Raw genomic sequence first — 19,872 nt, 5'->3', positions numbered from 1 at the left:
GCACCTCCACGACAGTGACCGCGTCGAGGTCGGCCACTGTCACGGTCGCCGGCTCGGCTCCGCCCGGAGTTCGCCGGAGTCGACCCGGCCGATCGGCTGGTCCACGGGACGGGCAGGCGAACGCCGCCGCCGGCGCGCTCTGCCGCAGTGCCGTCTCAGGCGATCCGCACGAGCACCCGGCCCCGTGACCCGCCGGCGAGGATGCGAGACAAAGCGTCCGGCACCGCGTCCAACGCGACCTCGCTCGAGGCCAACTGGTCCAGGGTCGGCGGGAGCAGGTCGGTGGCCAGCCGCTGCCACACCTCGCGCCGCCGGTCGATGGGGCACTGCACGGAGTCGATGCCGAGCAGGGCGACCCCGCGGAGGATGAAGGGGAACACCGTGGTCGGGAGCGCCGTGCCGGCGGTGTTCCCGGAGGCGGCGACCGCAGCTCCGTACCGAAGGGAGCTCACGACGGAGGCCAGCACGTCTCCGCCGACGCAGTCGACGGCGCCGGCCCAGGTCTCCTTGTTCAGCGGCCGGGAGGCGTCCGCGACGGCTCCCCGGTCGATGACGTCGGTCGCGCCGAGCGCGCGGAGCCAGTCATGGGCATCCGCCTTTCCGGTCACCGCGGCGACCTGGTGGCCGCGCGCGGCGAGGATGGAGACGGCGACGCTGCCCACCCCGCCGGTGGCGCCGGTGACGAGCACCGGGCCGGCCCCCGGCTCGAGCCCGTGGTCCTCCAGGGCCAGCACGCTCAGGGCCGCGGTGAAGCCGGCCGTGCCCAGGGTCATCGCCTGGCGCGCGGTCAGCCCGGAGGGGAGCGGGACCACCCAGCCGGCCGGCACCCGCGCGTACTGGCTGTAGCCACCGTGGTGTGCCACGCCCAGGTCGTAGCCATGTGCGAGAACGGGTTGTCCGACCGCGAGGCCCGACGTGCCCGGCTCGACGACCGTCCCGGCCAGGTCGATGCCCAGCACCAGCGGTGAGATGCGGGCGACCCGTCCGCGCTTCGTCGAGGCGAGCCCGTCCTTGTAGTTGACGCTGGACCAGGCCACGGCGACGAGCACGTCGCCGGTCCCGAGATCGGTGAGGGGCAGGTCGCGGAGCGAGAGCTCGGTCTCGTCGCCGGAGGAGTCCGCGACCAGGGCAGAAGTGGAGGCGGGAGCAGAGGTCATGCCCCCGATCCTGCCGCCTCGGCGTCCTCCGGGCAGCGTCGACCCGGGCCGGCCGGCAGTCACAGCGCTGCGGGCAGCCGGCACAGCTGGCCCTCAGGACCGCCCCGAAGGTCGTCGTCACGGCGCGGGACCGGGCCGCATCCCATAGGAGGCGCAGTTGAACAGCACGAAGATGCGGAAGTTCGGTGGAGCGGCCGGTCTGGTGGCCGGTGGCCTGATCACCGGCGGGATCCTGGCTGGGACGCTCGCCGCCAACGCGGCCGAGGACACCACCACTCCGACGACGGGATCGGAGAGCTCGAAGAGCCAGACCGACCCGTCGCAGCCGCAGCGCTCGGACGAGCAGCTGCTGACCGGGGACACCAAGACCCAGGTCGAGGCGGCGGTGCTGGCCGAGTACCCCGGCGCCACCATCGAGCGCGCGGAGAGCGACTCGGACGGCGTCTACGAGTCACACGTGGTCACCACCGACGGCGACCACCTGATCGTGCAGGTCGGCGAGGACTTCGCGGTGACGGGCACGGACAGCGGTGGCCACGGTGGCCACGGGGGTCCCCGCGGCGACGCGCCGGACTCCTCGGACGACGACTGACAGGTCGCGCCAGCCGGCCCCGTCCGTCCGCGCGGTCGGGCGGGGCCGGCCTCCGCGTCCGGTTCACGACGAGCCGGACGGCGCTGTCAGAAGCCCCCTGGCCCGGGGGTGATGCCGGGTCGGGCCCCTTGCTCGGCCGCTGCCGGCCCGGCCGCCTCGCGACGGAGCAGTCCGCCGAGCGCTTCCAGGTTGTGCCGCATCTGTGGCCGCATGTCCCGGTGGTCGGGCAGGAGGACTCCGAAGAGCGCCCGGAACGGCCGGAGCGGCAGCCGGGTGATCTCGTAGGAGTGGGTGACCCGCGTCCCGCCGTCGGCGGGCTCGAGCCGGTACCCCCACGTCGTGGAGTTCCGGCGGGTGGGGTCGAGCTCGGGCAGTGTGCGGAAGGCGAAGGCGCGGCCCGGTTCGGCTTCGACGACCTCGTAGCGCCGGCGCCGGCGAGCCAGTCCGCGGTGTGGCATTCCGGGCTGCGCTCACCGATCCGGGTCACGTCGCTGACCAGCTTGTACACCTCGTCCGGAGCGGCAGCTACGACGAGCTCGACCGAGCCGGTTGTGCGCCAGCGGCGGGCGGTCACGGGGTCGCCGTGCCGTGGACCCGGCGGGCGTACCGGGCGTAGGTGCGCAGAGCCAAGCGTGGCATGAGCAGTCGCGGCACCAGCGGGGCGTGGGCGAGCATCCCGGCGATCACCTGCGGGTCGGCGCGGTACATCAGCATGCCGAAGACCAGGGGGAGTTGCCGCTTCTCCAGACCGCCCATGCCCTCCTCGCCGAGCCGCGCCCACTCCGCCGGGGTGAGGTGTTAGGCCGCCAGCGGCAGGATGTGCTGCTCCTCGGCTGTGGCGCGCCAGCGGACCAGGGTGGCCTCGACCTCCTGCTGGGCGTCGGCGATGCCCTCGTGCTGGCGTTCCATCCGCTCGACGGTGGGCGCGATCTCGGCCGGCACGCGGGGCTGCAGCACCGGCCACAGCAGGCGGTCCTCGCCGGCGTGGTGGTGGTGCAGCAAGCCGTTGAGCAGGTCGATGTGTGCGGCGAGGACGCCGGCGCGGGCGGTGTCCGCAGGAGCGACGCCGCGTACCTCCGCCGGCGCGAGGCCGTACTCCCGGCGGATGGCGTCGTGCACCACCAGCATGTCTCGGGTGTCGATGCGCGTGGACGGAGTGGTGGTCATTCGTGCTTCCTGTCGTCGGTCGGGAGGAGCAGGGCGGTCACAGTGGTGGACACCCAGGCCACGGTCCGTTCCCTGGGCCAGGCAAGGGAGCGCACGAGGGTGTGCGCGAGGCGCGGGGGAAAGGTGGCCCACATGGCATCCGTGGCCGTCTCGACGTCCCACCCGGCCGGCAGCGGTCCGGCGGCCGTCACGGCGACGACCAGCCGCCGGTAGTCCACCCGGAGTCGCTGCTCAGCGGCGGCCCACAGTTCGGCAATGGCAGCGTCGGAGCCGGCGGCGTCCTCGAACGCGATGAGCAGTCCGCCCGCCCGGTCAGCTACTAATGTCAGCGCGCCGACGAAGGACTCGATCATCGCCGCAGGCGAACTCTCGTCCAGGGCGCTCCGGAACGCGGCCCGGTCGGTGAGGGGAACGTCCTCGTCGTCCCCGGTGAGGGCCCGGTCGACGCTGCTCATCAGCAGGGCGGCCTCGCTGCCCTGCGCGTAGACCGTCTCCACCGACACCCCGGCCGCTCAGCCGGCTCGGGAGCCGTCATATGGACACCGGGTTGATCGCAGCGAGACTGTGGCGAACTCCGGACGGCGCGTCAGGAGCGACGGGAGAGCGGTCAGTCCTCGACGACCCAGACGGCGCTGTTCGGGGGGAGCGCGACGCTGCCGGCCGAGTGGCGCACGGACACGGTCGAGGTCAGGAGGACCGAGCCGGAACAGCCGACCAGCACGGTCTCGGCGCCCATGTTGACCAGGCACCGCACTGTCTCCGACTCCCCGACGCAACGCACCGTCAGCACGTCGCCGCGCGTGCTGACGGTCGCGTCGCCGGCCGCGAGCGCCGGGTGCGCGGCGCGCAGGGCGAGCGCCCGCCGGTAGAGGGTGAGCGTCGAGCCGCCGTCCCGGGTCTGCCGGGAGACCGCGTACTGCTGCCAGTCCGCGGGGATCGGCAGCCAGGCCGGGGCCGCACCCTCGGGGGAGAAGCCGACGCCGTCCGAGTCGTTCCACGGCATCGGCACGCGGCAGCCGTCCCGGCCGACGCGGGCGCCGCCGCTGCGGAAGAAGATCGGGTCGAGCTTCGCCTCGTCCGGAACGGCGGCCTGCGGCAGCCCCAGCTCGTCACCGGCGTACACGTACGCCGAGCCGGGCAGCGCCAGCATCAGCAGGGCCGCGGCCCGGGCCCGGGCGGTGCCCACCGCCCCGCCGCCGAACCGGGTGACCTGGCGTTCCTTGTCGTGGTTGCCGAGCACCCAGGACACCGGCGCGCCGACCCCGCCGAAGGCGTCCAGCGCCGACTGCACCGCCTCGGCGAACGGCTCGGTGGCCCACGGGGACTTCAGCAGCCGGAACGACAGCGACTGGTGCATCTCGTCGGGGCGCGAGTACAGGGCGACCTGCTCCAGGTCGGCCAGGCACACCTCGCCGACCAGCATGGTGTCCGGATACTCGTCGCAGACCGCCCGCCACCGGCGCCACACGTCGTGCACCTCGGGCTGGTTCCACGTCATGGCCTGCTCCGGGCCGTGGCCGAAGAGGGTCGGGGCGTAGCTGCCGGGGTTGTCGCGGAGCGCGGCGTCCTTGAACAGGCCGTAGGCGACGTCCACCCGGAAGCCGCTGACCCCGCGGTCCAGCCAGAACCGGAGGGTCCTCTCGAAGTCGGCCGCCACGGCCGGCTCGCGCCAGTTCAGGTCGGGCTGCTCGGGGGAGAACAGGTGCAGGTACCACCGGCCGTCCGCCGTGCGGGACCACGCCGGACCACCGAAAAGGGACTGCCAGTTGTTCGGCGGCTCCTCCGACGGCGGGGCGAAGTGGTACCGGGCGGCCTCCGGCGAGTCCGGGTCGGCGACCGCGGCCGAGAACCAGGGGTGGCGGTCGGAGGTGTGGTTGGGGACGACGTCGAGGACGACGCGCAGGCCGAGCCGCCGCGCGTCCTTCACCAGGCCCTCGAGGTCGGCGACGTCGCCGTAGTCGGGGTCGACCGCCCGGTAGTCGACGATGTCGTAGCCGCCGTCCGCGCCGCCGGACGGGTAGTGCGGGTTGATCCAGAGCGCGTCGACGCCGAGCCAGGCGAGGTACGGCAGCCGGGACCGGAGACCGGCCAGGTCGCCGATGCCATCACCGTTGCTGTCGGCGAAGGAGCGCAGGTAGACCTGGTAGACCACCGCCGTCTGCCACCAGGGCGACGGCGAGCGCCCAGCGGCGACCCGGGGGTCGGTGGATGTCAGCGCAGTGGCGAGCCGGCGTGCCATGGAGGGATCATCGGCAGGCGGCGCCCTCGGCCCGCGTGTCGGGGATCACAACAGCTGCCGAAAGACTCGTCGATCATCGACAGGTTTCCGCTCCGCGATCGTCCTCATCGGCGTCGGCAGGCCCGCAGGACGGCGTCGTGCAGCGTCAGCTCCCGGCCCTCGGGATCGCGACCGGGCCGGGGCCGCGCCTCGGCGACGAGCATGTTCCACCGGTCGGCGTCCAGGGAGTCGGCGATCTCCTCGGCGGTCCAGAACATGCCCGGGATGTCCGGCCGGTGCATCGAGGCGTGCAGGTCCATCGCGGAGTGGCCCACGATCAGCAGCGTCCCGCCCGGGGCGACGGCGTCCGCCAGCCGGCCGAACACTCCCCGTCGCTGGTCTCCCGGCAGGTGGAAGAAGTGCGCCGAGACCAGGTCGAACGCCGAGGCCGGGGGAGTCCAGGCCGTCAGGTCGGCCTGCTCCCAACAGACCCGCGCGGCCACCTCGGGCCCCCGCTCTTCGGCGTATCCGGCCGCGCGGGCCAGCGCCGTGTCGGCGAAGTCCACGCCGGTCACCCGCCAGCCGCGCTCGGCCAGCCAGAGGGCGTCGGCTCCCTCGCCGCAGCCGACGTCCAGTGCCGTGCCGGGCGCCAGGTCCGCCGCCTCGGCCACCAGCTGCGCGTTCGGCCGGCCGCTCCAGAGCGCGGCCGAGGACCGGTACCGGTCCTCGTACGCGCCGCGGGTGAAGTCGTGCATCGGGCCGCTCACACCGCCACCGCCGACCGGGCGGCGGTCACCGCGAGGCGGGTGTCCTCGGCGATCAGGTCGGCGTTGAGCGCGGCTCCGGCGGTCAGCCCGGCGGCGGCCGCGCTGATCACCTGCGCGTGCAGGGTCGTCACGTTGCCGGCCACCCACACCCCCGGGACGGCGGTCGCCCCCATCGGGTCCGCGGGCACCGCGCTGCCGATCACCGCGCCGTGCATCTCCTGCTCGACTCCCTCCAGCCCCAAGGAGGCGAGCACCGCCGAGCGCGCGGTGAACCGCGGCGCGACGACCAGCGCGGTGCGTGGAACCACCGTGCCGTCGGTCAGCCGCACCCCGGACAGCCGGCCGCCGGCGGTCTCCACCCCGGCGACCGGCTCGCGGACGACGGGAATGCCCCGCGCGGCCAGCTGCTCGAGCTCGTCGTCCGACGGTGCCGGCGCCGTGTGCACGAACAGGGTCACGTCGGCACTCCACTGTCGCCACAGCAGGGCGCCGTGCACCGCGAACGGGCCGGTGCCCAGCACGCCGACCGGCTGGTCGCGCACTTCCCAGCCGTGGCAGTACGGGCAGTGCAGCACGTCGGTGCCCCACAGCTCCGCCAGGCCCGGAACGGCGGGCAGCTCGTCCACCAGGCCCGTGGTGACCAGCAGGCGACGGGCGCGCACGGTGCGCCCGTCCGCCAGGGAGACCGCGAAGCCGTCGTCGTCCACTCGCTTCGCTGCCGTCACCCGGCCGGCCTGGATGGTGCCGCCGTAGCCGGTCACCTCGGCCCGGCCCGCGGCGAGGAGGTCGGCCGGCGGCGTGCCCTCCCGGGCCAGGTAGTTGTGCACGTGTCCGGCCGGGGCGTTGCGCGGGTCGCCGGCGTCCACGACCAGCACCGAGCGCCGGGCCCGGCTCAGAGCGAGCGCGCCGCTCAGCCCGGCCGCGCCACCCCCGACCACCACCACGTCGTGCTGCGTCTCCATTGTCGTCCTCCGTCCCGGCCGCCGTCCGAGCGGGCGGCCTCGATGCAGACGGTGCGCCCCTCGTGCGCCGATTGACAAGTTGCGTTGCTGTACTGGCAAATTGGTCGGCATGGACGACGTCCCCGATCTCGACGGTGTGCTGGAGGCGGTCGGCCCGCGGCTGCGCGGGCTCCGCCAGCAGCGCGGTGCGACGCTGGCCCAGCTGTCGGCGACCACCGGCATCTCGGTGAGCACGCTGTCCCGGCTGGAGTCCGGCCAGCGGCGGCCCACCCTGGAGCTGTTGCTGCCGCTGGCCCGGGCGCACCAGGTGCCGCTCGACGAGCTGGTCGACGCCCCGCCCACCGGCGATCCCCGCGTGCACGCCCGCCCCTTCGACCGCGGCGGCGTCACCGTCGTGCCGCTCACCCGCCGGCCCGGCGGGCTGGGCGCCTTCAAGCAGGTGTTCCCCCCGCACTGGCCGAACGCCGAGCCGGACCTGCGGGTCCACGAGGGCTACGAGTGGCTGTACGTGCTGTCCGGTCGGCTGCGCCTGCTGCTCGGCGAGCGGGAGGTCGTTCTCACCCCGGGCGAGGCGGCCGAGTTCGACACCCACGTGCCGCACTGGATGGGCAACCCCGGAGCAGAACCGGCCGAGGTGCTGTGCCTGTTCGGCCCGCAGGGGGAGCGCATGCACGTGCGCGCCCGCCCCGTCGGGCGCTGATCAGCCCCGCGCGGCCGTCAACTCCTCGAGGGTCGGGGGGTTCGCGCCGGCGCGGGTGCAGGCCAGCGCCGCGGCCAGGGCGGCGTCATCGAGCAGGGCGGCGAGGTCGTCGTCGGGCAGCCCGAGCAGGGCTACGCGGTCCAGGACGCCGGTCCGCACCAGGCCGGAGAAGAACCCGGCCGCGAAGGTGTCCCCGGCGCCGACGGTGTCGACGACGGTCACCACCGGCGGGCGCCGCCGCAGCAGCGTGCCGCCGGCTCGGGCCGCGCGCAGCGGCTGGTCGCCGTCGGTGATGACCACCAGGGCCGGGCCCTCGGTGGCCCAGCGGGTGACCACGTCGTCGAGGTCGGCGCCCGGTTCGAGCCAGGCCACGTCCTCCGCGCTCACCTTGACCAGGTCCGCGGTGCGCCGGAGGTCGGTGATCCGGGCCCGGACGGCGGCAGCGTCGGCGATGAGACTGGGCCGGACGTTGGGGTCGAAGCTGACCAGGGCACGGCCGTCGGATCGCGCCCGGCGCACCAGGTCGGCGATGTGCACCGAGCCCGGCGGCGTCCAGCTGGAGATCGAGCCGACGTGCACGATCCGGGTGTCAGCGGGCCACGTCCGGGCCAGCTCGTCGGCCGTCCACTGCCAGTCGGCCGCGCCGACGGTGTGGAAGGAGTAGCCGGCCGACCCGGTGTCCGACAGCTCTACGACGGCCAGGCTGACCGGCTCGGCCGCCGCCAGCAGGGCGTCGGGGGAGACGCCGTTGCGGGTGGCGTGGTCGCGCAGCAGCGTGCCGAACGGGCCGGGGCCGACCCGCGACATGAGGTGCACGACGTTTCCCAGCCGGGCGGCGGCCACCGCCACGTTCAGCGCGTTGCCGCCCGGAAAGGCGGCGTACTGCGGCGGCGGGGGAGCGGCGCGGTGCCCGGCGGGCGGTGCCGGGCTCGATGCCGGAATCAGGTCGATCACGAGCTCGCCGCACACGGTGATCACCGTTCCACCGTAGCGAGCAACCGCATTAGGCTGCGCGGCCATGCACAGCTCCGGAGCGGGACCGCTGACCGACGAGCTGGCCGGATTGCTGGCCTTCGCGGCCGGGTCGCGGCGCGCCGACGGGGGCTTCGGGTACCTGTCCGCCGACGGGTCCGTGCTGGCCGACCGGCCGCGGGAGACCTATGTGACTGCGCGCATGACGCACGTGTTCGCCCTGGGCTCGATGCTCGGCTTACCGGGCGCCGACGAGCTCGCCGCGCACGGGGTCCGCGCACTCAGCGGCCCGTTCCGCGATGCCGCGAACGGCGGCTGGGTGGCCTCGCTGGGCCCGGCCGACGGTGCGGCTGATGGCACCAAGGCGGCCTACGTGCACGCCTTCGTCGTCCTGGCCGCCGCCAGCGCGGCGACCGCCGGCGTGCCCGGCGGCCCCGCGCTGCTGGCCGACGCGCTCGCCGCCTGGGACGCGCACTTCTGGGACGACGCGGCCGGCCTGGCGGTGGAGGAGTGGGACGCCGGCTGGTCGACCTGCTCGGACTACCGCGGCGTCAACGCCAACATGCACGGCGTCGAGGCGATGCTGGCCGCCGCCGACGCGCTGGAGGCGCCGGGCGTCGGGCCGCTGCCGGGGCCCTCGGCCGGCCGGCTGCGGACCCGGGCCGAGCGGGTGGTCGAGCGGGTGGTGCACGGCTGGGCGCGCGAGGCGGACTGGCGGCTCCCGGAGCACTTCGACGCCTCGTGGACCGTGCTCCCCGAGTACAACGCCGACCGGCCGTCGGACCCCTTCAGGCCCTACGGCGTCACCGTGGGCCATCAGCTGGAGTGGTCGGGCCTGGCGCTGCACACCGCCGCGGTGCTCGGCCCCGATGCACCGGCCTGGCTACAGGCCGACGCCCCGGCCCTCTACGGCGCGGCGGTCGAGCGGGGCTGGCGGGCCGACGGGCACGACGGCTTCGTCTACACCCTCGACTGGTCGGACCGGCCGGTCGTCGCCGCCCGGATGCACTGGGTGCTGGCCGAGGCGGTCGGCGCGGCCGCCGTGCTCGCGGCGGTGACCGGCGACCCGCGGTACGCCGACGACGGACGGCGCTGGGAGGAGCACGCCGCGGCCCGCTTCCGCGACGCCGTCCGGGGCAGCTGGCACCACGAGCTGACGCCGGAGGGCGCGGTCGGCACGACGACCTGGGTCGGCAAGCCGGACGTCTACCACGTGGTGCAGGCCCTCCTGCTCCCACGGATTCCGGTGCGCGGGAGCGTCGCGGCCGGCGTCCGGGCGGCCCTGGCCGGCGACCCCGCCTGACTTCCGCTTTCGGCGCCGAAAGCGGCCCCGGCAGCCCCGCTTTCGGCGCCGAAAGCGGTTCGGCTCAGCGCTGGGCCAGGTAGGCCGCGCCGGTCTCGCGCAGCCGGGCGTGGACGCCGTCGAACGCCGCGGGGCCGGGCAGGTACCGCTTGGCCAGCTTGGCGATCATCGTGTAATTCGTGTCGACCACGTTGCCCACCGGCGCCAGGCCGGCCTGGCTGACCAGCTGGTAGGCGTCCAGGGTGTCCCAGCCGGTCAGCTCGGCGGCCCAGCCGACGAGGTCCCGCTGGCTGATCCGGAAGGCGTCCTCCAGCGGGCGCACCGAGCCGGTGGACATCAGGAACTCGTCGCTCTCCAACCGCGGCCAGGCCGGCCCGCCGCCCTTGATCACGTCGACCACGACCACGGTCCGCATCGCCGCCTCGACCGCGGTGCCGCAGACCTCGCCCTCGCCCTGCCGGCAGTGCCCGTCGCCGAGCGAGAGCTGCGCCCCGGGCACGTTGACCCCGAGGTAGACCGTCGTCCCGGCGCGGAGCTCGGGGGTGTCCATGTTGCCGCCGTGCGCCGACGGCGTGATCGACATGACCACCTCGCCGGCGGCGGGTGCAACGCCGAGCGTGCCGTGCATCGGGTCCAGCGGCAGCTCCACCTCGGGCCCGCCGCGGCGCGGCCGGAACAGGCAGGTGCCCCGCTCCCGGTCTACCTCGTAGACCCACACGACCTCCTCCAGCGGGTCGTGCAGCATCGCGGTCTCGTGCGTGGCGGTCAGCGCACCGAAGTGCGGGAACGTCGTCGAGACCGCCCAGTCGCGGGCGGGTGCGATGTCCACGACGTGCACCGCCAGGGTGTCGCCGGGCTCGGCTCCCTCCACGTGCACCGGCCCGGTCACCGGGTTGAGGTAGGGGAACTCGCAAACCTGGCTGGGCAGGTCGTCGACGGTGCGCACCCGGCCGCCGAAGCAGTCCTCGGTGGTCAGCTCGACTACCGTGCCCGGCTGCACCCGCAGCAGCGGCTCGCCGCCGCCGAAGGTGTAGCGCAGCTGCTCCGGGGTGGGGTCGAGCCGCACGACCTCGAGAGCGACGGTCACGCGTTCTCCTCGGCGAGCTGGGGCCTGCGGCCGGTGGCCAGCAGGAAGGCCAGCAGGGCGAACCCGATGCCCAGCCAGACGAAGCCCAGCCGCTGGGCGGCGACCTGCGCGTTGTAGACGACGTAGGCCAGGATCGCGAATCCGATGACCGGCACGACCAGGTGCCGCCACCAGTCCCGGCTCTTCTCCCGGAACACGAAGTGGACGACGACCGCCACGTGCAGCACGAGGAAGGCCGACAGTGCACCGAAGTTGACCAGGGTCGACAGCAGGGCGATGCCGTCCTCCCGCTGGCTCATGTAGATGCCCAGCGCCAGGCTGACCACGGCGACGAGCAGAGTGGCGTTGACCGGCACCCGGTGCTTCGGGTCGATCTTCGCCAGGAACGAGGGGAGCTGCCGGTCGCGGGCCATGGCGAACAGCAGCCGGGAGGTGGCCGCCTGGGCGACGAGGGAGTTGGCGAAGCCCCAGGCGATCGCGGTGGCCACCGCGGTGAGCACCGACAGCCAGTGCCCGCCGGCGTTCTGCGCGGCGTCGTAGAAGGCGGTGCCACCGGGGTCGCCGTTGGCGACCAGCCCCGCGGGGTCGGGCACGAGCAGCGCGGCGATCCAGGTCTGCACGATGAACAACGTCCCGGCCAGGATCAGCGCGGCGATCATCGACTTGCCGATCGACCGGGCCGACTCGCGGTTCTCCTCGGCCAGGGTGGAGATGCCGTCGAAGCCCAGGAAGCTGAGGACGGCGATGGAGACCGCGCCGAAGACCAGCCCGAAGGAGAAGGTGTCGCTGTTGTAGATCGGGTGCAGCGCGCTGTCGGTGCTCTTGCCGCTGGCCAGCGCGACCACGCCGATGACCAGGAAGATCGCCAGCACGACCAGCTCGGCGACCAGCATGATCTTGTTGATCCGGGCGGTGAACTCGATGCCGAGGTAGTTCACGACGGTGTTGAGGACGACGAAGGCGGCCACCCACAGCCACACCGGGATGGCGCTGATGATGGAGTTCATGGCCACGCCGGCGATCAGGTAGAGCAGCCCGGGCACCAGCACGTAGTCGAGCAGGATCATCCAGCCGGCCAGGAAGCCGATCGGCTGGGCGATGCCGCGCCCGGCGTACGTGTACACCGACCCGGCCATCGGAAAGGCCCGTGACATCTGCGAGTACGAGGCGGCGGTGAACGCCATGGCCAGCATGCCGATGGCGTAGGCGAGGGCGATCATCCCGCCGGAGGCCTGGAACACGCCGCCGAAGATCCCGAAGGGGGCGATCGGCACCATGAAGACCAGCCCGTAGACGAGCAGGTCGGTGAAGCTCAGCGAGCGCTTGAGCTCCTGGCGGTAGCCGAACGCCTCGACGCCGGGGCTGCCCTCGTCGGCGGTGGCCGATGGCGAGGCCGCGCGGTGGCCAGCCGCGGCCGGGGTGGTGCGGTGATCGCTCATGACGGCTCCTCTGTCTCCGGCACGAACTGCCGGGCGGGAGGAGACTAGGCCGAAAATGCTTCCGGATGGAAACAAAGCGCGTGCGGCGGTCAGCCGGCGCGCAGCTCGGTGAAGGACAACCCGTCGGCGCGGGCCAGGCGGGGTGCACCGGTCGGGACGGCGGCCGCCCGCCCGCCCGGGGCGCCGAGCAAGGCGCAGGCCAGCCGGACCCCGTCGTAGAGGCCCCGGGCGTAGGCGCAGACCACCGGGGCGTCGTGGCCCGACCGGCTGGCGTGCCGTTCCTGCAGCTCCAGCTGGCGCTCATCGGTCGAGCTGGAGGAGGCGGCGAAGGACGGCATGCTCGCGTACAGCTCGCCGGTCGCATCGCCGCCGAGGGCGTAGAGGCCGTTCTCCTCCAGTGCACCGGACAGCCGCACGACCCGCCGGTCCAGGCCCGCGCGGGCGAACTCGCGGTGGAACAGCGCCAGGTCGCGGCCGACCAGCGACAACAGGACGGCGTCGGCCCGGCTGCGCACCACGAGGTCCAGCAAGGGAGCGGGGTCGCCCGGACCGAAGGGGACCAGGGCCTCGCCGACGACCTGCGCACCCAGGTCGGCGAGCACCGTCCGGGCGGCGCGGTGCACGGCGCGCGGCCACACGTAGTCCGTGCCCAGGAGCACCCAGCGGGCGGCCCGGCGGTGCGTGACCAGCCAGGCGATGGCGGCAGCGTGCTGGGCGTGCGGGCCGTGCCCGGTCCGCCGGACGCCGGGGGCGCTCGGGCCGCCCTCGTGCGGCGGGGTGAAGACGTAGGTGCCCCGGCCGGCCCACGCGCGCTCGAGGGCCCGGTGCACATCGCTGGTGTGGAAGCCGACCAGTGTCTGGATGGCCCCGGCATCCCGGAGCGCCGTCGCCTCGGCGGCCACCACCTCCGGCGCCCGTCCGGAGTCGATGGCCACCAGCTCCACCCGCCGGCCACCCACCCCGCCGGCGCCGGTGCACTCCTCGGCGGCGAGCCCGGCGAGGGCCAGCGCGGACGGGGCGGTCAATGCCAGCGGGCCGGACAGCGGCACGGCCAGCCCGATCCGGACGGCGTCCGGCGCGGGCCCGGAGAGCAGCACCTCCCACGGGTCCAGCGGAGCCGGGCTGCTGGGCACGGTGTTGAGTATGGTCAGCCGCATGCCGCGGGGTGAGGTCGTCGTCCCCGACCGGCCGGCCGCGAGCGGGCCGCAGGCTCCGCCGGACTTGGTCGAACTGCTGACCGCGACCTCCCGCCGGCTCTCGCGCACCGTCGCCGCCGCCCTCGCCGAGGACGGCGCCACGCTCGACGGGTATCGGGTGCTGCGGCGCCTGGTGGCCGAGCCGGGTCGCACGATGGGTCAGCTGGGCGCCGGTCTGCACCTGCCCGGCCCGACCGCGACCCGGGTCGTCGACGGGCTGGTGGACGCCGCCCTGGCCTACCGGCTGCCCGACCCGGCCGACCGGCGCCGCGTGGTCGTCCACCCCTCCGCGCTGGGGCGGACCCGGCTGGTCCGCTGGGAGGCGCTGATGCAGGCCCGCGAACAGGCGCTCGCCGGGTCGCTGGGGGTCCGGCAGGCGGCTGCGCTGGCCGGTGCGCTGGGCCGGCTCCTCGCCGAGCTCAGCGACGATGAGAACTGAGCGCGCAGGCTCCTTCACCGACCGTGCGCGCCGACGGATCGGATCCGGTCCGGGTGGAACACCGGTGTGTTCTGAGGCACAATCGAGTCGTGGGCAGCTACGCCGTCGGGTTCGCCCGGCCAGACCGTCACTCGTGGGCACAGCCCGTCGATGCACCCGCGTCCTGGCACGCCTTGGAGGCGCACCGGCCGGCCGACGAGCTGGACGGTGAGGTCGAGCTCGCCGTCTGTGGCGCGATCGTGCAGGTCTGGGGCTCGCAGCGCTGGGAGCGGGTCGGTTCCGGGCGCAGTGCGTGCGCCGAGTGCGTCCGGCGCACCGCACCCGTGCTGCACCACGCCAGCTGAACCGCGGGCCGGTCACCCGGGGTCGAACTCGACCGCGGCCGTCGCGTCCCCGCCGCACCTCGACTGCCGTCCGACGGCCCGATAGGTCACCAGCGCGGTCCCCTCGGCGACCGTCCGGCGGGTCGACTCCTCGATCACCTCGACCCGCACCGCCGGGGGCCGCAACACGGTCGCGATCGTGACCGGCTGACGCGCGTCCCCGGAGACGGGTCCGTCGAGGAAGCCGCACTCCTCGCCCTCGGGGCACCCCACCCTGACGCGCAGGCCCTCGGTGGCCCAGGCCGGTGACACCCGGACCATGATGCCCACCGACTTGGCCTCCGACGGGCAGAGCGTCCGCTCGCATCCGCTGCAGGTGAGCGCCGTCAGGCACAGGCACGCGGTCACCGTCCGCCATGCACCCGGTCGGTGCGTCGTCGGACGGACCCGGCGGACGGCGGGCCATCGGTCGTCCCTCGTCTGCATCGGCTCTCCAGTGTGGCGAGGCTGCGGAGCTCGGCCGGCTCCCGGGCAAGGGCACCCTCGTCGGCGGACCGGCCCGGACGTGCCCGGCCACGCTAGCGCGGCCGAGCGGTCGGGGGCACCGCCTCTCCGAGCGGGCTCAGGGCGCGGAGCGGCGGTACCCCAACGGGTCAGCAGAGGGTCGGCACGGGCGTGCTCATGCACACGGCCGCCCCGCCACCACCGGCGTGCGGTACCGACGGCGACGTGGCGGTGGGGTCCCCGCTCATCGTCAGCGTGAGGGTGATGGCCGCGGCGACCAGCACGACGCTGAACGCGAGGACGAGCAGGAGGAAGCGGTGCGATGCGGCCCAGGTGGCGCCCGGGGCGTGGGCGATGGCGGTCATGGCGGAGTCCCTTCCGGGTCGCCGGCGGCGACCACGGGAAGCCGGGGGTCGGCCCGATCCGGTCGGCTCGGGCTCCTTCCGAGCGTGCTGCGGATGGGATTGGACCGGTATGCGCCTTCGGGCGTATTCCGGTATCGCCGGGTCCGGCCTACCGTCGGACCCACGTCGCTGAGCGATCTCGCACCGAGGAGGTCCGATGACCACCACCAGCGAACTGGGCGCCGCCGACTTCGACCTGCTCGTCGAGGTGATCGAGGAGGCGCACGTCGACGATCCGGGCGAGGCGATGCCCTGGGCGCTGCTCGAGGGGCTGCTGCGGCTGGTGCCGTGCGACCTCGAGGTCACCTACCAGCACCATGTCTTCCAGACGCAGCGGACGTCGTGCCTGCAAGGGGCTGCGTCCGGCGGCGGGCGCGAGGGCCCGGGGGCGCACGAGGCGCCCGCCGACGACCCGTTCTGGGAGTACTGGTGGCAGGGACTGTGCTCCTGGCCGCAGCGCAGCGGGGACCTGCGCCGGGTCATCCACACCGGCGACTTCTTCCCGACCGAGCGGCAGCGGCTGGCCGACCCGATCAGCGAGATCCTGCCCGAGCTGAAGGCCGCGATGATCGTCTCGTTGCCGGCGGCGCCCGGGGAGGCCCGGCGGGTGTGCTTCATGCGCTCGTCCGGACCGGGGTTCACCGAGCGGGACCGGCAGGTGGCGGCGCTGCTGCGGCCGCACCTGCAGGAGATCTGGCTGGACGCCGAACGCAGGCGGGCGGGCGTCCCGCGGCTGACCGACCGGGAGTGGCAGGTGCTGGTCCTGGCCGCCGCCGGCGTTTCCTACGCGGCCATCGGCGAGCAGCTGTTCATCTCCGTCGGGACCGTGCGCAAGCACATGGAGCACATCCGGGAGCGGCTCGGCGTGCACAGCATCGCGGCGGCAGCCGCCAGGGCCCTGCCGCACGCTCCGGCGGCTATGGGGCACGTCACCCGTCGGTGCCGCTAGATCGACTGCGGCGGCTCCTGCTGAGCGCGGGCCGGCCGCCGTCCGGTGATCGCCGAGATGCCGGTGATCTCCCGGCCCACGATCAGCGCCTGCACGTGGTCGGTGCCCTCGAAGGTGTAGATCGCCTCGATGTCGGCGTGGTGGCGGGCGATGTGGTGCTCGAGCAGGATGCCGTCGCCGCCGAAGAGGTCGCGGGCGTCGGACACGATCTGGCGGGCCTTCTTGCAGTTGTTCATCTTCGCCATGGACGCCATCGCTGCGGTCATCCGGCCCTCGTCGGCCAGCTTTGACAGCCGCCAGCTCAGCAGTTGCATGCTGGTGATCTCGGCGAGCATCCGGGCCAGCTTCTCCTGCACGAGCTGGTAGCCGGCGATCGGCTGGCCGAACTGCTCGCGCTGCAGTGTGTGCGCCAGTGCGAGGTCGTAGGCGGCCTGCGCGATGCCCAGCGCCCGCCAGGCAACGGTGTAGCGGGTGCGGTCCAGGACGGTGGAGACGTCCTTGAACGAGGAGCAGTTCGCCAACTTGTTCTCCGCCGGCACCCGGACGTCGTCCAGGGTGATCTCGGCCTGCCACACCGCCCGCAGCGCGGTCTTGCCGGTCATCCGGGTCGCCGTCCAGCCGGCCGACCCCTTGGGGACGACGTAGCCGCCGACCTTGCCGTCCCCGTCGCGGGCCCAGATGAGCACCAGGTCGGCGATGGTGCCGTTGCCGATCCACTTCTTCGCGCCGTTGAGGACCCACTCGTCGCCGTCCCGGCGGGCGCTGGTCTCCAGCGCGACGGCGTCCGAGCCGTGCTGGGGCTCGGTGAGCCCGAAGGCGCCGATCAGCTCCATCCGGGCCATCGCCGGCAGCCAACGCTCCCGCTGCTCCTCATCGCCCAGCAGGGCGATCGACTGCATCGCCAGGAAGCTGTGCACGCCGTAAAAGGTGCCCAGGCTGCCGTCGGCGCGGGCCCATTCGGCGGCGACCAGGCCGGCCGCGACGGCGCTCATGCCCGGCGAGCCGTAGCCGGTCACGGTGCCGCCGGCGACGCCGAGCTCGGCGATCTTCGGCACCAGCTCGAAGGGGAACTCCGCCCGCTCCCAGTAGTCGTTGATGACCGGGGTGACCTCCCGGGCGCAGAAGTCGCGGACCCGGTCCCGGATCTCGATCTCCTCGGGCGCAAGCAGGTCCTCGAGGGCGTAGAAGTCGACCGGGGAGTCGTTGCTCACCCGCGCGACGCTACCTGCCGGCAGCCGGTCAGCGGCGCTCCAGGAAGCCGCGCAGGAGCGCGGCCTGGCCGGCGTGCTGGAGGTCGTCGGTGACCACGCTGACCAGCCGGACGCCGAGCGTGACCGGGGGGTCCCACCGCTCGTCGACGACGCGGTCGAGGTCGGCCGCCGACAGCCCGGAGACGAACTCGGCGGTCCGCCGGTGCACGTCGGCGTGGTAGTCGACCAGCAGCTGCGGGTCGGGAACCCGGGTGGCGGCTACGTCCGTGCTGCTGAAGCCGTAGCCGATCGCGCTGTGGTCGAAGGGCAGCGCGAACCGCTCGGCCCAACCGGCCTCCGTGTAGGCCTGTGCCCGTCCGGCGACCTCGGCGACGTGGTCGTCCTGCACGCGGGTGAGGTGCCAGACCAGCCAGCCGATCGTGTTGGCCTCGGGGTCGATCCGCGCGGTGAGCAGGGCCGGGTCGACGCCGTCCAGCGCGCGGCGGACAACCCCCTCGACGTTGTCGAAGGCGGTCAGCAGCAGGTCGCGACTCTCCATACCTGCGCGCTACCCCGGCGCCTCGCGGCGCCAACCGCCGCTTACCGCAGCTCGATGACCCCGGTCAGCAGCAGGGCGAGGGCACCGAGCACGAGCACGACCAGCAGGACCAGCCCGACCAGCGGCACGACCACCCACCGGCGCTTGAAGCGGAACCGGCGTTGCTTGGCGGCCTGCCGGCGCTCGTGGCGGTTGCGCGGGGCAGGCGGCTGCGGAGTGGCGGTGCGCCGGTGCGCGCGCTGCCGGGTCTCGCGGGCGACGGTGCCGAGCACCGCCCGGGACGACGAGGCGAGCGAGAGCAGGTCGGCCAGGTCGAACCGCTGGACCTCGGCCCCGCGTCCGGCCTCGCCCCCCGCCGCGTGCCGGTCGCCGGTCGGAATGTGCGCCGGGGGCTCCGCCGTGTCCGTGGCGAGCACCGCGGTCAGCTGCCGGCGTGCCTCGGCGGCCGACATCCGGCTCGCCGGATCCTTGGTCAGCAGGCCGCGCAGCACCGGCTCCAGTGGGCCGGCCGCCCGCATCGGTGCGGGCTCGTCGCTGACGACGGCGAGCAGCGTGGCCATCGGCTCCCCGCGGTCGAAGGGGGTGCGGCCCTCGGCGGCCGTGTAGAGCGTGGCGCCGACCGACCACAGGTCGACCGCGGCGGCCGGCGGCTCGCCGTTCGCCCGCTCGGGTGCCATGTAGGACGGCGAGCCGAGGACGGCGCCGTCCGCGGTCAGAGTGGAGTCACCGGTCGTGGTGGCGATGCCGAAGTCGGTGAGGCAGGCGTGGCCGTCCTCGCCGACCAGCACGTTGGCCGGCTTCACGTCCCGGTGCACTACGCCGGCGGCATGGGCGACCTCCAGGGCGGCCAGCACGTCCAGGCCGATGCGGGCCACGCGGGCCGGCGGCAGCGGCCCGGTGTCCTCGAGGACCCGCTGCAGGCTGCGGGCGTGCACGTGCTCCATGACCAGCCACGGCCGGCCGTCCTCCTCGACGACGTCGTGGATGGTGACCACGCAGGGGTGGTCGAGCCGGGCCGCGGCGCGCGCCTCCCGCAGCGTGCGCTCCCGGAGCACGGCGCGTTCGGCGTCGGTCAGGTGCACGGGGTAGCTGATCTCCTTGAGCGCGACCTCCCGCTGCAGGACCTGGTCGGTGGCCAGCCAGACGACCCCCATGCCGCCGCGGCCCAGTTCGGTGCCCAGCGCGTACCGCCCGCCGACCACCCGGGCAGCGGTGGGCTGGTCGGAGGACATGGCCGGAGCCTAGGCGGGCCGCGCCTGGAGAGAGGCCGTGAAAGCCGTCCCGGTTGCGGGACCGGCCGGGGCGGTAGGTTGCCCCGACCGATCGGCGCTGATCGGAGGGCCGTGTTCTTCATCCTCGCCCGGTTCACCCGGCTGGTGCGCAGTCGGTTGCTGGGCTGGCGACTGCCGCTTGCGGTGATCGTGCTGGTCTTCGGAACCAGCTGCTGGCCATGACGCTGGTCGAGCCGGCCGGCAGTGAGATCGTCACGCCCGGCAATTACTGGTCGTACTTCGTCGTCACCGCGGCGACGGTCGGCTACGGCGACTTCTTCCCGGTCTCGGCGGCCGGTCACGTCGTCGGCGCCTACGTGATCGTCGGTGGCATCGTCACGCTGACGCTGCTGCTGTTCACGCCGCTGGCCGACTAGAGCGTGTCTGCCAAAGATTGGCGGGTTGGTGGGCGACGCTGGACGAATGTTGCGTACCGACGAGATCCCGGACGAGTTGTGGGAGTTGATCCAGCCGGTGCTGCCTGCCGGCGGTCATCAGGGCCGGCCGTGGAATGACCACCGACTGACGCTCGAGGCGATCATCTGGCGGTACCGCACCGGGTCGCCGTGGCGTGACCTGCCCGATCACTTCGGCGCGTGGCAATCGGTGTGGGAACGCCACCGTCGCTGGTCTGACGACGGCACCTACGTGCGGATGTTCGCCGCGGTGCGCG

The 19,872-nt window shown here is 74.0% G+C and carries 25 protein-coding genes; 8 read left to right on the top strand and 17 right to left on the bottom strand.

The window, feature by feature from the left end:
- Positions 1-155: 155 nt before the first annotated feature.
- A complete protein-coding gene (locus BLW04_RS19015) occupies positions 156-1,157 on the bottom strand; it encodes an oxidoreductase (protein ID WP_091544889.1) in 1,002 nt (333 codons plus the stop codon).
- A gap of 157 nt (positions 1,158-1,314) precedes the next feature.
- Between BLW04_RS19015 and BLW04_RS19010 the strand changes: the two genes are divergently transcribed.
- Positions 1,315-1,749 (top strand): hypothetical protein, encoded by a 435-nt coding sequence (locus BLW04_RS19010; protein WP_139306909.1) that lies wholly within the window; start codon positions 1,315-1,317, stop codon positions 1,747-1,749.
- 86 nt (positions 1,750-1,835) lie between these two features.
- On the opposite strand, the gene BLW04_RS19005 is transcribed toward BLW04_RS19010, so the two are convergent.
- The 7 genes from BLW04_RS19005 to BLW04_RS18980 form a co-directional block, all read right to left on the bottom strand.
- The gene (locus tag BLW04_RS19005; protein ID WP_091544885.1) at positions 1,836-2,207 is read right to left on the bottom strand and encodes an SRPBCC family protein; all 372 of its coding nucleotides are present in this window, start codon (positions 2,205-2,207) and stop codon (positions 1,836-1,838) included.
- A gap of 112 nt (positions 2,208-2,319) precedes the next feature.
- Complete coding sequence (locus BLW04_RS27670; RefSeq protein WP_217631119.1) at positions 2,320-2,505, bottom strand: hypothetical protein; 186 nt, start codon at positions 2,503-2,505, stop codon at positions 2,320-2,322.
- Between the two features lie 42 nt (positions 2,506-2,547).
- Positions 2,548-2,916: a hemerythrin domain-containing protein gene (locus tag BLW04_RS27665; RefSeq protein ID WP_217631118.1), complete on the bottom strand. Its 369-nt coding sequence runs from the start codon at positions 2,914-2,916 to the stop codon at positions 2,548-2,550.
- Entirely contained in the window at positions 2,913-3,413 is a 501-nt protein-coding gene (locus tag BLW04_RS18995; protein WP_139306908.1) for a hypothetical protein, read from the bottom strand. Before BLW04_RS18995 ends, BLW04_RS27665 begins: the two co-directional genes overlap by 4 nt.
- A 110-nt stretch (positions 3,414-3,523) precedes the next feature.
- Positions 3,524-5,155, bottom strand: coding sequence for a glycoside hydrolase family 13 protein (locus tag BLW04_RS18990; protein WP_091544881.1), 1,632 nt, complete (start codon positions 5,153-5,155; stop codon positions 3,524-3,526).
- Positions 5,156-5,259: 104 nt separating this feature from the next.
- Positions 5,260-5,901, bottom strand: coding sequence for an SAM-dependent methyltransferase (locus tag BLW04_RS18985; RefSeq protein WP_254781787.1), 642 nt, complete (start codon positions 5,899-5,901; stop codon positions 5,260-5,262).
- The gene (locus BLW04_RS18980) at positions 5,898-6,863 is read right to left on the bottom strand and encodes an NAD(P)/FAD-dependent oxidoreductase (protein WP_091544879.1); all 966 of its coding nucleotides are present in this window, start codon (positions 6,861-6,863) and stop codon (positions 5,898-5,900) included. The genes BLW04_RS18985 and BLW04_RS18980 overlap by 4 nt, the downstream gene beginning before the upstream one ends.
- A 109-nt stretch (positions 6,864-6,972) precedes the next feature.
- On the opposite strand from BLW04_RS18980, the gene BLW04_RS18975 reads away from it, so the two are divergent.
- Complete coding sequence (locus tag BLW04_RS18975) at positions 6,973-7,563, top strand: helix-turn-helix domain-containing protein (RefSeq protein ID WP_091544877.1); 591 nt, start codon at positions 6,973-6,975, stop codon at positions 7,561-7,563.
- Here the strand turns inward: BLW04_RS18975 and BLW04_RS18970 are convergent, their stop codons facing one another.
- Complete coding sequence (locus BLW04_RS18970; protein WP_254781786.1) at positions 7,564-8,541, bottom strand: PfkB family carbohydrate kinase; 978 nt, start codon at positions 8,539-8,541, stop codon at positions 7,564-7,566.
- 40 nt (positions 8,542-8,581) lie between these two features.
- Here BLW04_RS18970 and BLW04_RS18965 point away from each other — a divergent pair, with 40 nt between their 5' ends.
- Positions 8,582-9,838: an AGE family epimerase/isomerase gene (locus tag BLW04_RS18965; RefSeq protein WP_091544873.1), complete on the top strand. Its 1,257-nt coding sequence runs from the start codon at positions 8,582-8,584 to the stop codon at positions 9,836-9,838.
- Positions 9,839-9,902: 64 nt separating this feature from the next.
- On the opposite strand, the gene BLW04_RS18960 is transcribed toward BLW04_RS18965, so the two are convergent.
- The 3 genes from BLW04_RS18960 to BLW04_RS18950 all read right to left on the bottom strand — a co-directional run bounded on the left by BLW04_RS18960 (position 9,903) and on the right by BLW04_RS18950 (position 13,521).
- Entirely contained in the window at positions 9,903-10,925 is a 1,023-nt protein-coding gene (locus BLW04_RS18960) for an acetamidase/formamidase family protein (RefSeq protein WP_091544871.1), read from the bottom strand.
- On the bottom strand, positions 10,922-12,364 hold the full coding sequence (locus BLW04_RS18955; protein WP_091544869.1) for an APC family permease: 1,443 nt from the start codon (positions 12,362-12,364) through the stop codon (positions 10,922-10,924). The genes BLW04_RS18960 and BLW04_RS18955 overlap by 4 nt, the downstream gene beginning before the upstream one ends.
- A gap of 89 nt (positions 12,365-12,453) precedes the next feature.
- Positions 12,454-13,521, bottom strand: coding sequence for an ABC transporter substrate-binding protein (locus BLW04_RS18950; protein WP_091544867.1), 1,068 nt, complete (start codon positions 13,519-13,521; stop codon positions 12,454-12,456).
- Between BLW04_RS18950 and BLW04_RS18945 the strand changes: the two genes are divergently transcribed.
- Complete coding sequence (locus tag BLW04_RS18945; protein ID WP_091545867.1) at positions 13,520-13,999, top strand: MarR family winged helix-turn-helix transcriptional regulator; 480 nt, start codon at positions 13,520-13,522, stop codon at positions 13,997-13,999. The two genes, BLW04_RS18950 and BLW04_RS18945, sit on opposite strands and share 2 nt — an antisense overlap.
- Before the next feature lie 89 nt (positions 14,000-14,088).
- Positions 14,089-14,343 (top strand): hypothetical protein, encoded by a 255-nt coding sequence (locus BLW04_RS18940; protein ID WP_091544865.1) that lies wholly within the window; start codon positions 14,089-14,091, stop codon positions 14,341-14,343.
- 12 nt (positions 14,344-14,355) lie between these two features.
- On the opposite strand, the gene BLW04_RS18935 is transcribed toward BLW04_RS18940, so the two are convergent.
- Both BLW04_RS18935 and BLW04_RS18930 read right to left on the bottom strand, forming a co-directional pair.
- Complete coding sequence (locus BLW04_RS18935) at positions 14,356-14,730, bottom strand: hypothetical protein (protein WP_091544863.1); 375 nt, start codon at positions 14,728-14,730, stop codon at positions 14,356-14,358.
- A gap of 245 nt (positions 14,731-14,975) precedes the next feature.
- The gene (locus BLW04_RS18930) at positions 14,976-15,191 is read right to left on the bottom strand and encodes a hypothetical protein (protein ID WP_091544861.1); all 216 of its coding nucleotides are present in this window, start codon (positions 15,189-15,191) and stop codon (positions 14,976-14,978) included.
- A 196-nt stretch (positions 15,192-15,387) separates the two neighbouring features.
- Here BLW04_RS18930 and BLW04_RS18925 point away from each other — a divergent pair, with 196 nt between their 5' ends.
- Positions 15,388-16,179, top strand: coding sequence for a helix-turn-helix transcriptional regulator (locus BLW04_RS18925; protein WP_091544859.1), 792 nt, complete (start codon positions 15,388-15,390; stop codon positions 16,177-16,179).
- Here BLW04_RS18925 and BLW04_RS18920 read toward each other — a convergent pair.
- Genes BLW04_RS18920 through BLW04_RS18910 form a run of 3 tightly spaced genes read right to left on the bottom strand, consistent with a single transcriptional unit; the run spans position 16,176 to position 19,160 of the window.
- The gene (locus tag BLW04_RS18920) at positions 16,176-17,390 is read right to left on the bottom strand and encodes an acyl-CoA dehydrogenase family protein (RefSeq protein WP_091544858.1); all 1,215 of its coding nucleotides are present in this window, start codon (positions 17,388-17,390) and stop codon (positions 16,176-16,178) included. The genes BLW04_RS18925 and BLW04_RS18920 overlap by 4 nt on opposite strands.
- A gap of 28 nt (positions 17,391-17,418) precedes the next feature.
- Positions 17,419-17,928: a mycothiol transferase gene (locus tag BLW04_RS18915; RefSeq protein ID WP_091544856.1), complete on the bottom strand. Its 510-nt coding sequence runs from the start codon at positions 17,926-17,928 to the stop codon at positions 17,419-17,421.
- A gap of 41 nt (positions 17,929-17,969) precedes the next feature.
- On the bottom strand, positions 17,970-19,160 hold the full coding sequence (locus BLW04_RS18910) for a serine/threonine-protein kinase (protein WP_091544854.1): 1,191 nt from the start codon (positions 19,158-19,160) through the stop codon (positions 17,970-17,972).
- Positions 19,161-19,378: 218 nt separating this feature from the next.
- Between BLW04_RS18910 and BLW04_RS28680 the strand changes: the two genes are divergently transcribed.
- Positions 19,379-19,576, top strand: coding sequence for an ion channel (locus tag BLW04_RS28680; RefSeq protein ID WP_254781785.1), 198 nt, complete (start codon positions 19,379-19,381; stop codon positions 19,574-19,576).
- Positions 19,577-19,622: 46 nt separating this feature from the next.
- Positions 19,623-19,872 (top strand): transposase (locus tag BLW04_RS18900; RefSeq protein ID WP_139306907.1); only part of this gene is annotated, 250 nt, incomplete at its 3' end.

Source organism: Modestobacter sp. DSM 44400 (assembly GCF_900107175.1).
In the GTDB taxonomy this organism is placed as follows: Bacteria; Actinomycetota; Actinomycetes; order Mycobacteriales; family Geodermatophilaceae; genus Modestobacter.
This window is presented reverse-complemented; position numbering and strand designations above follow the sequence as displayed.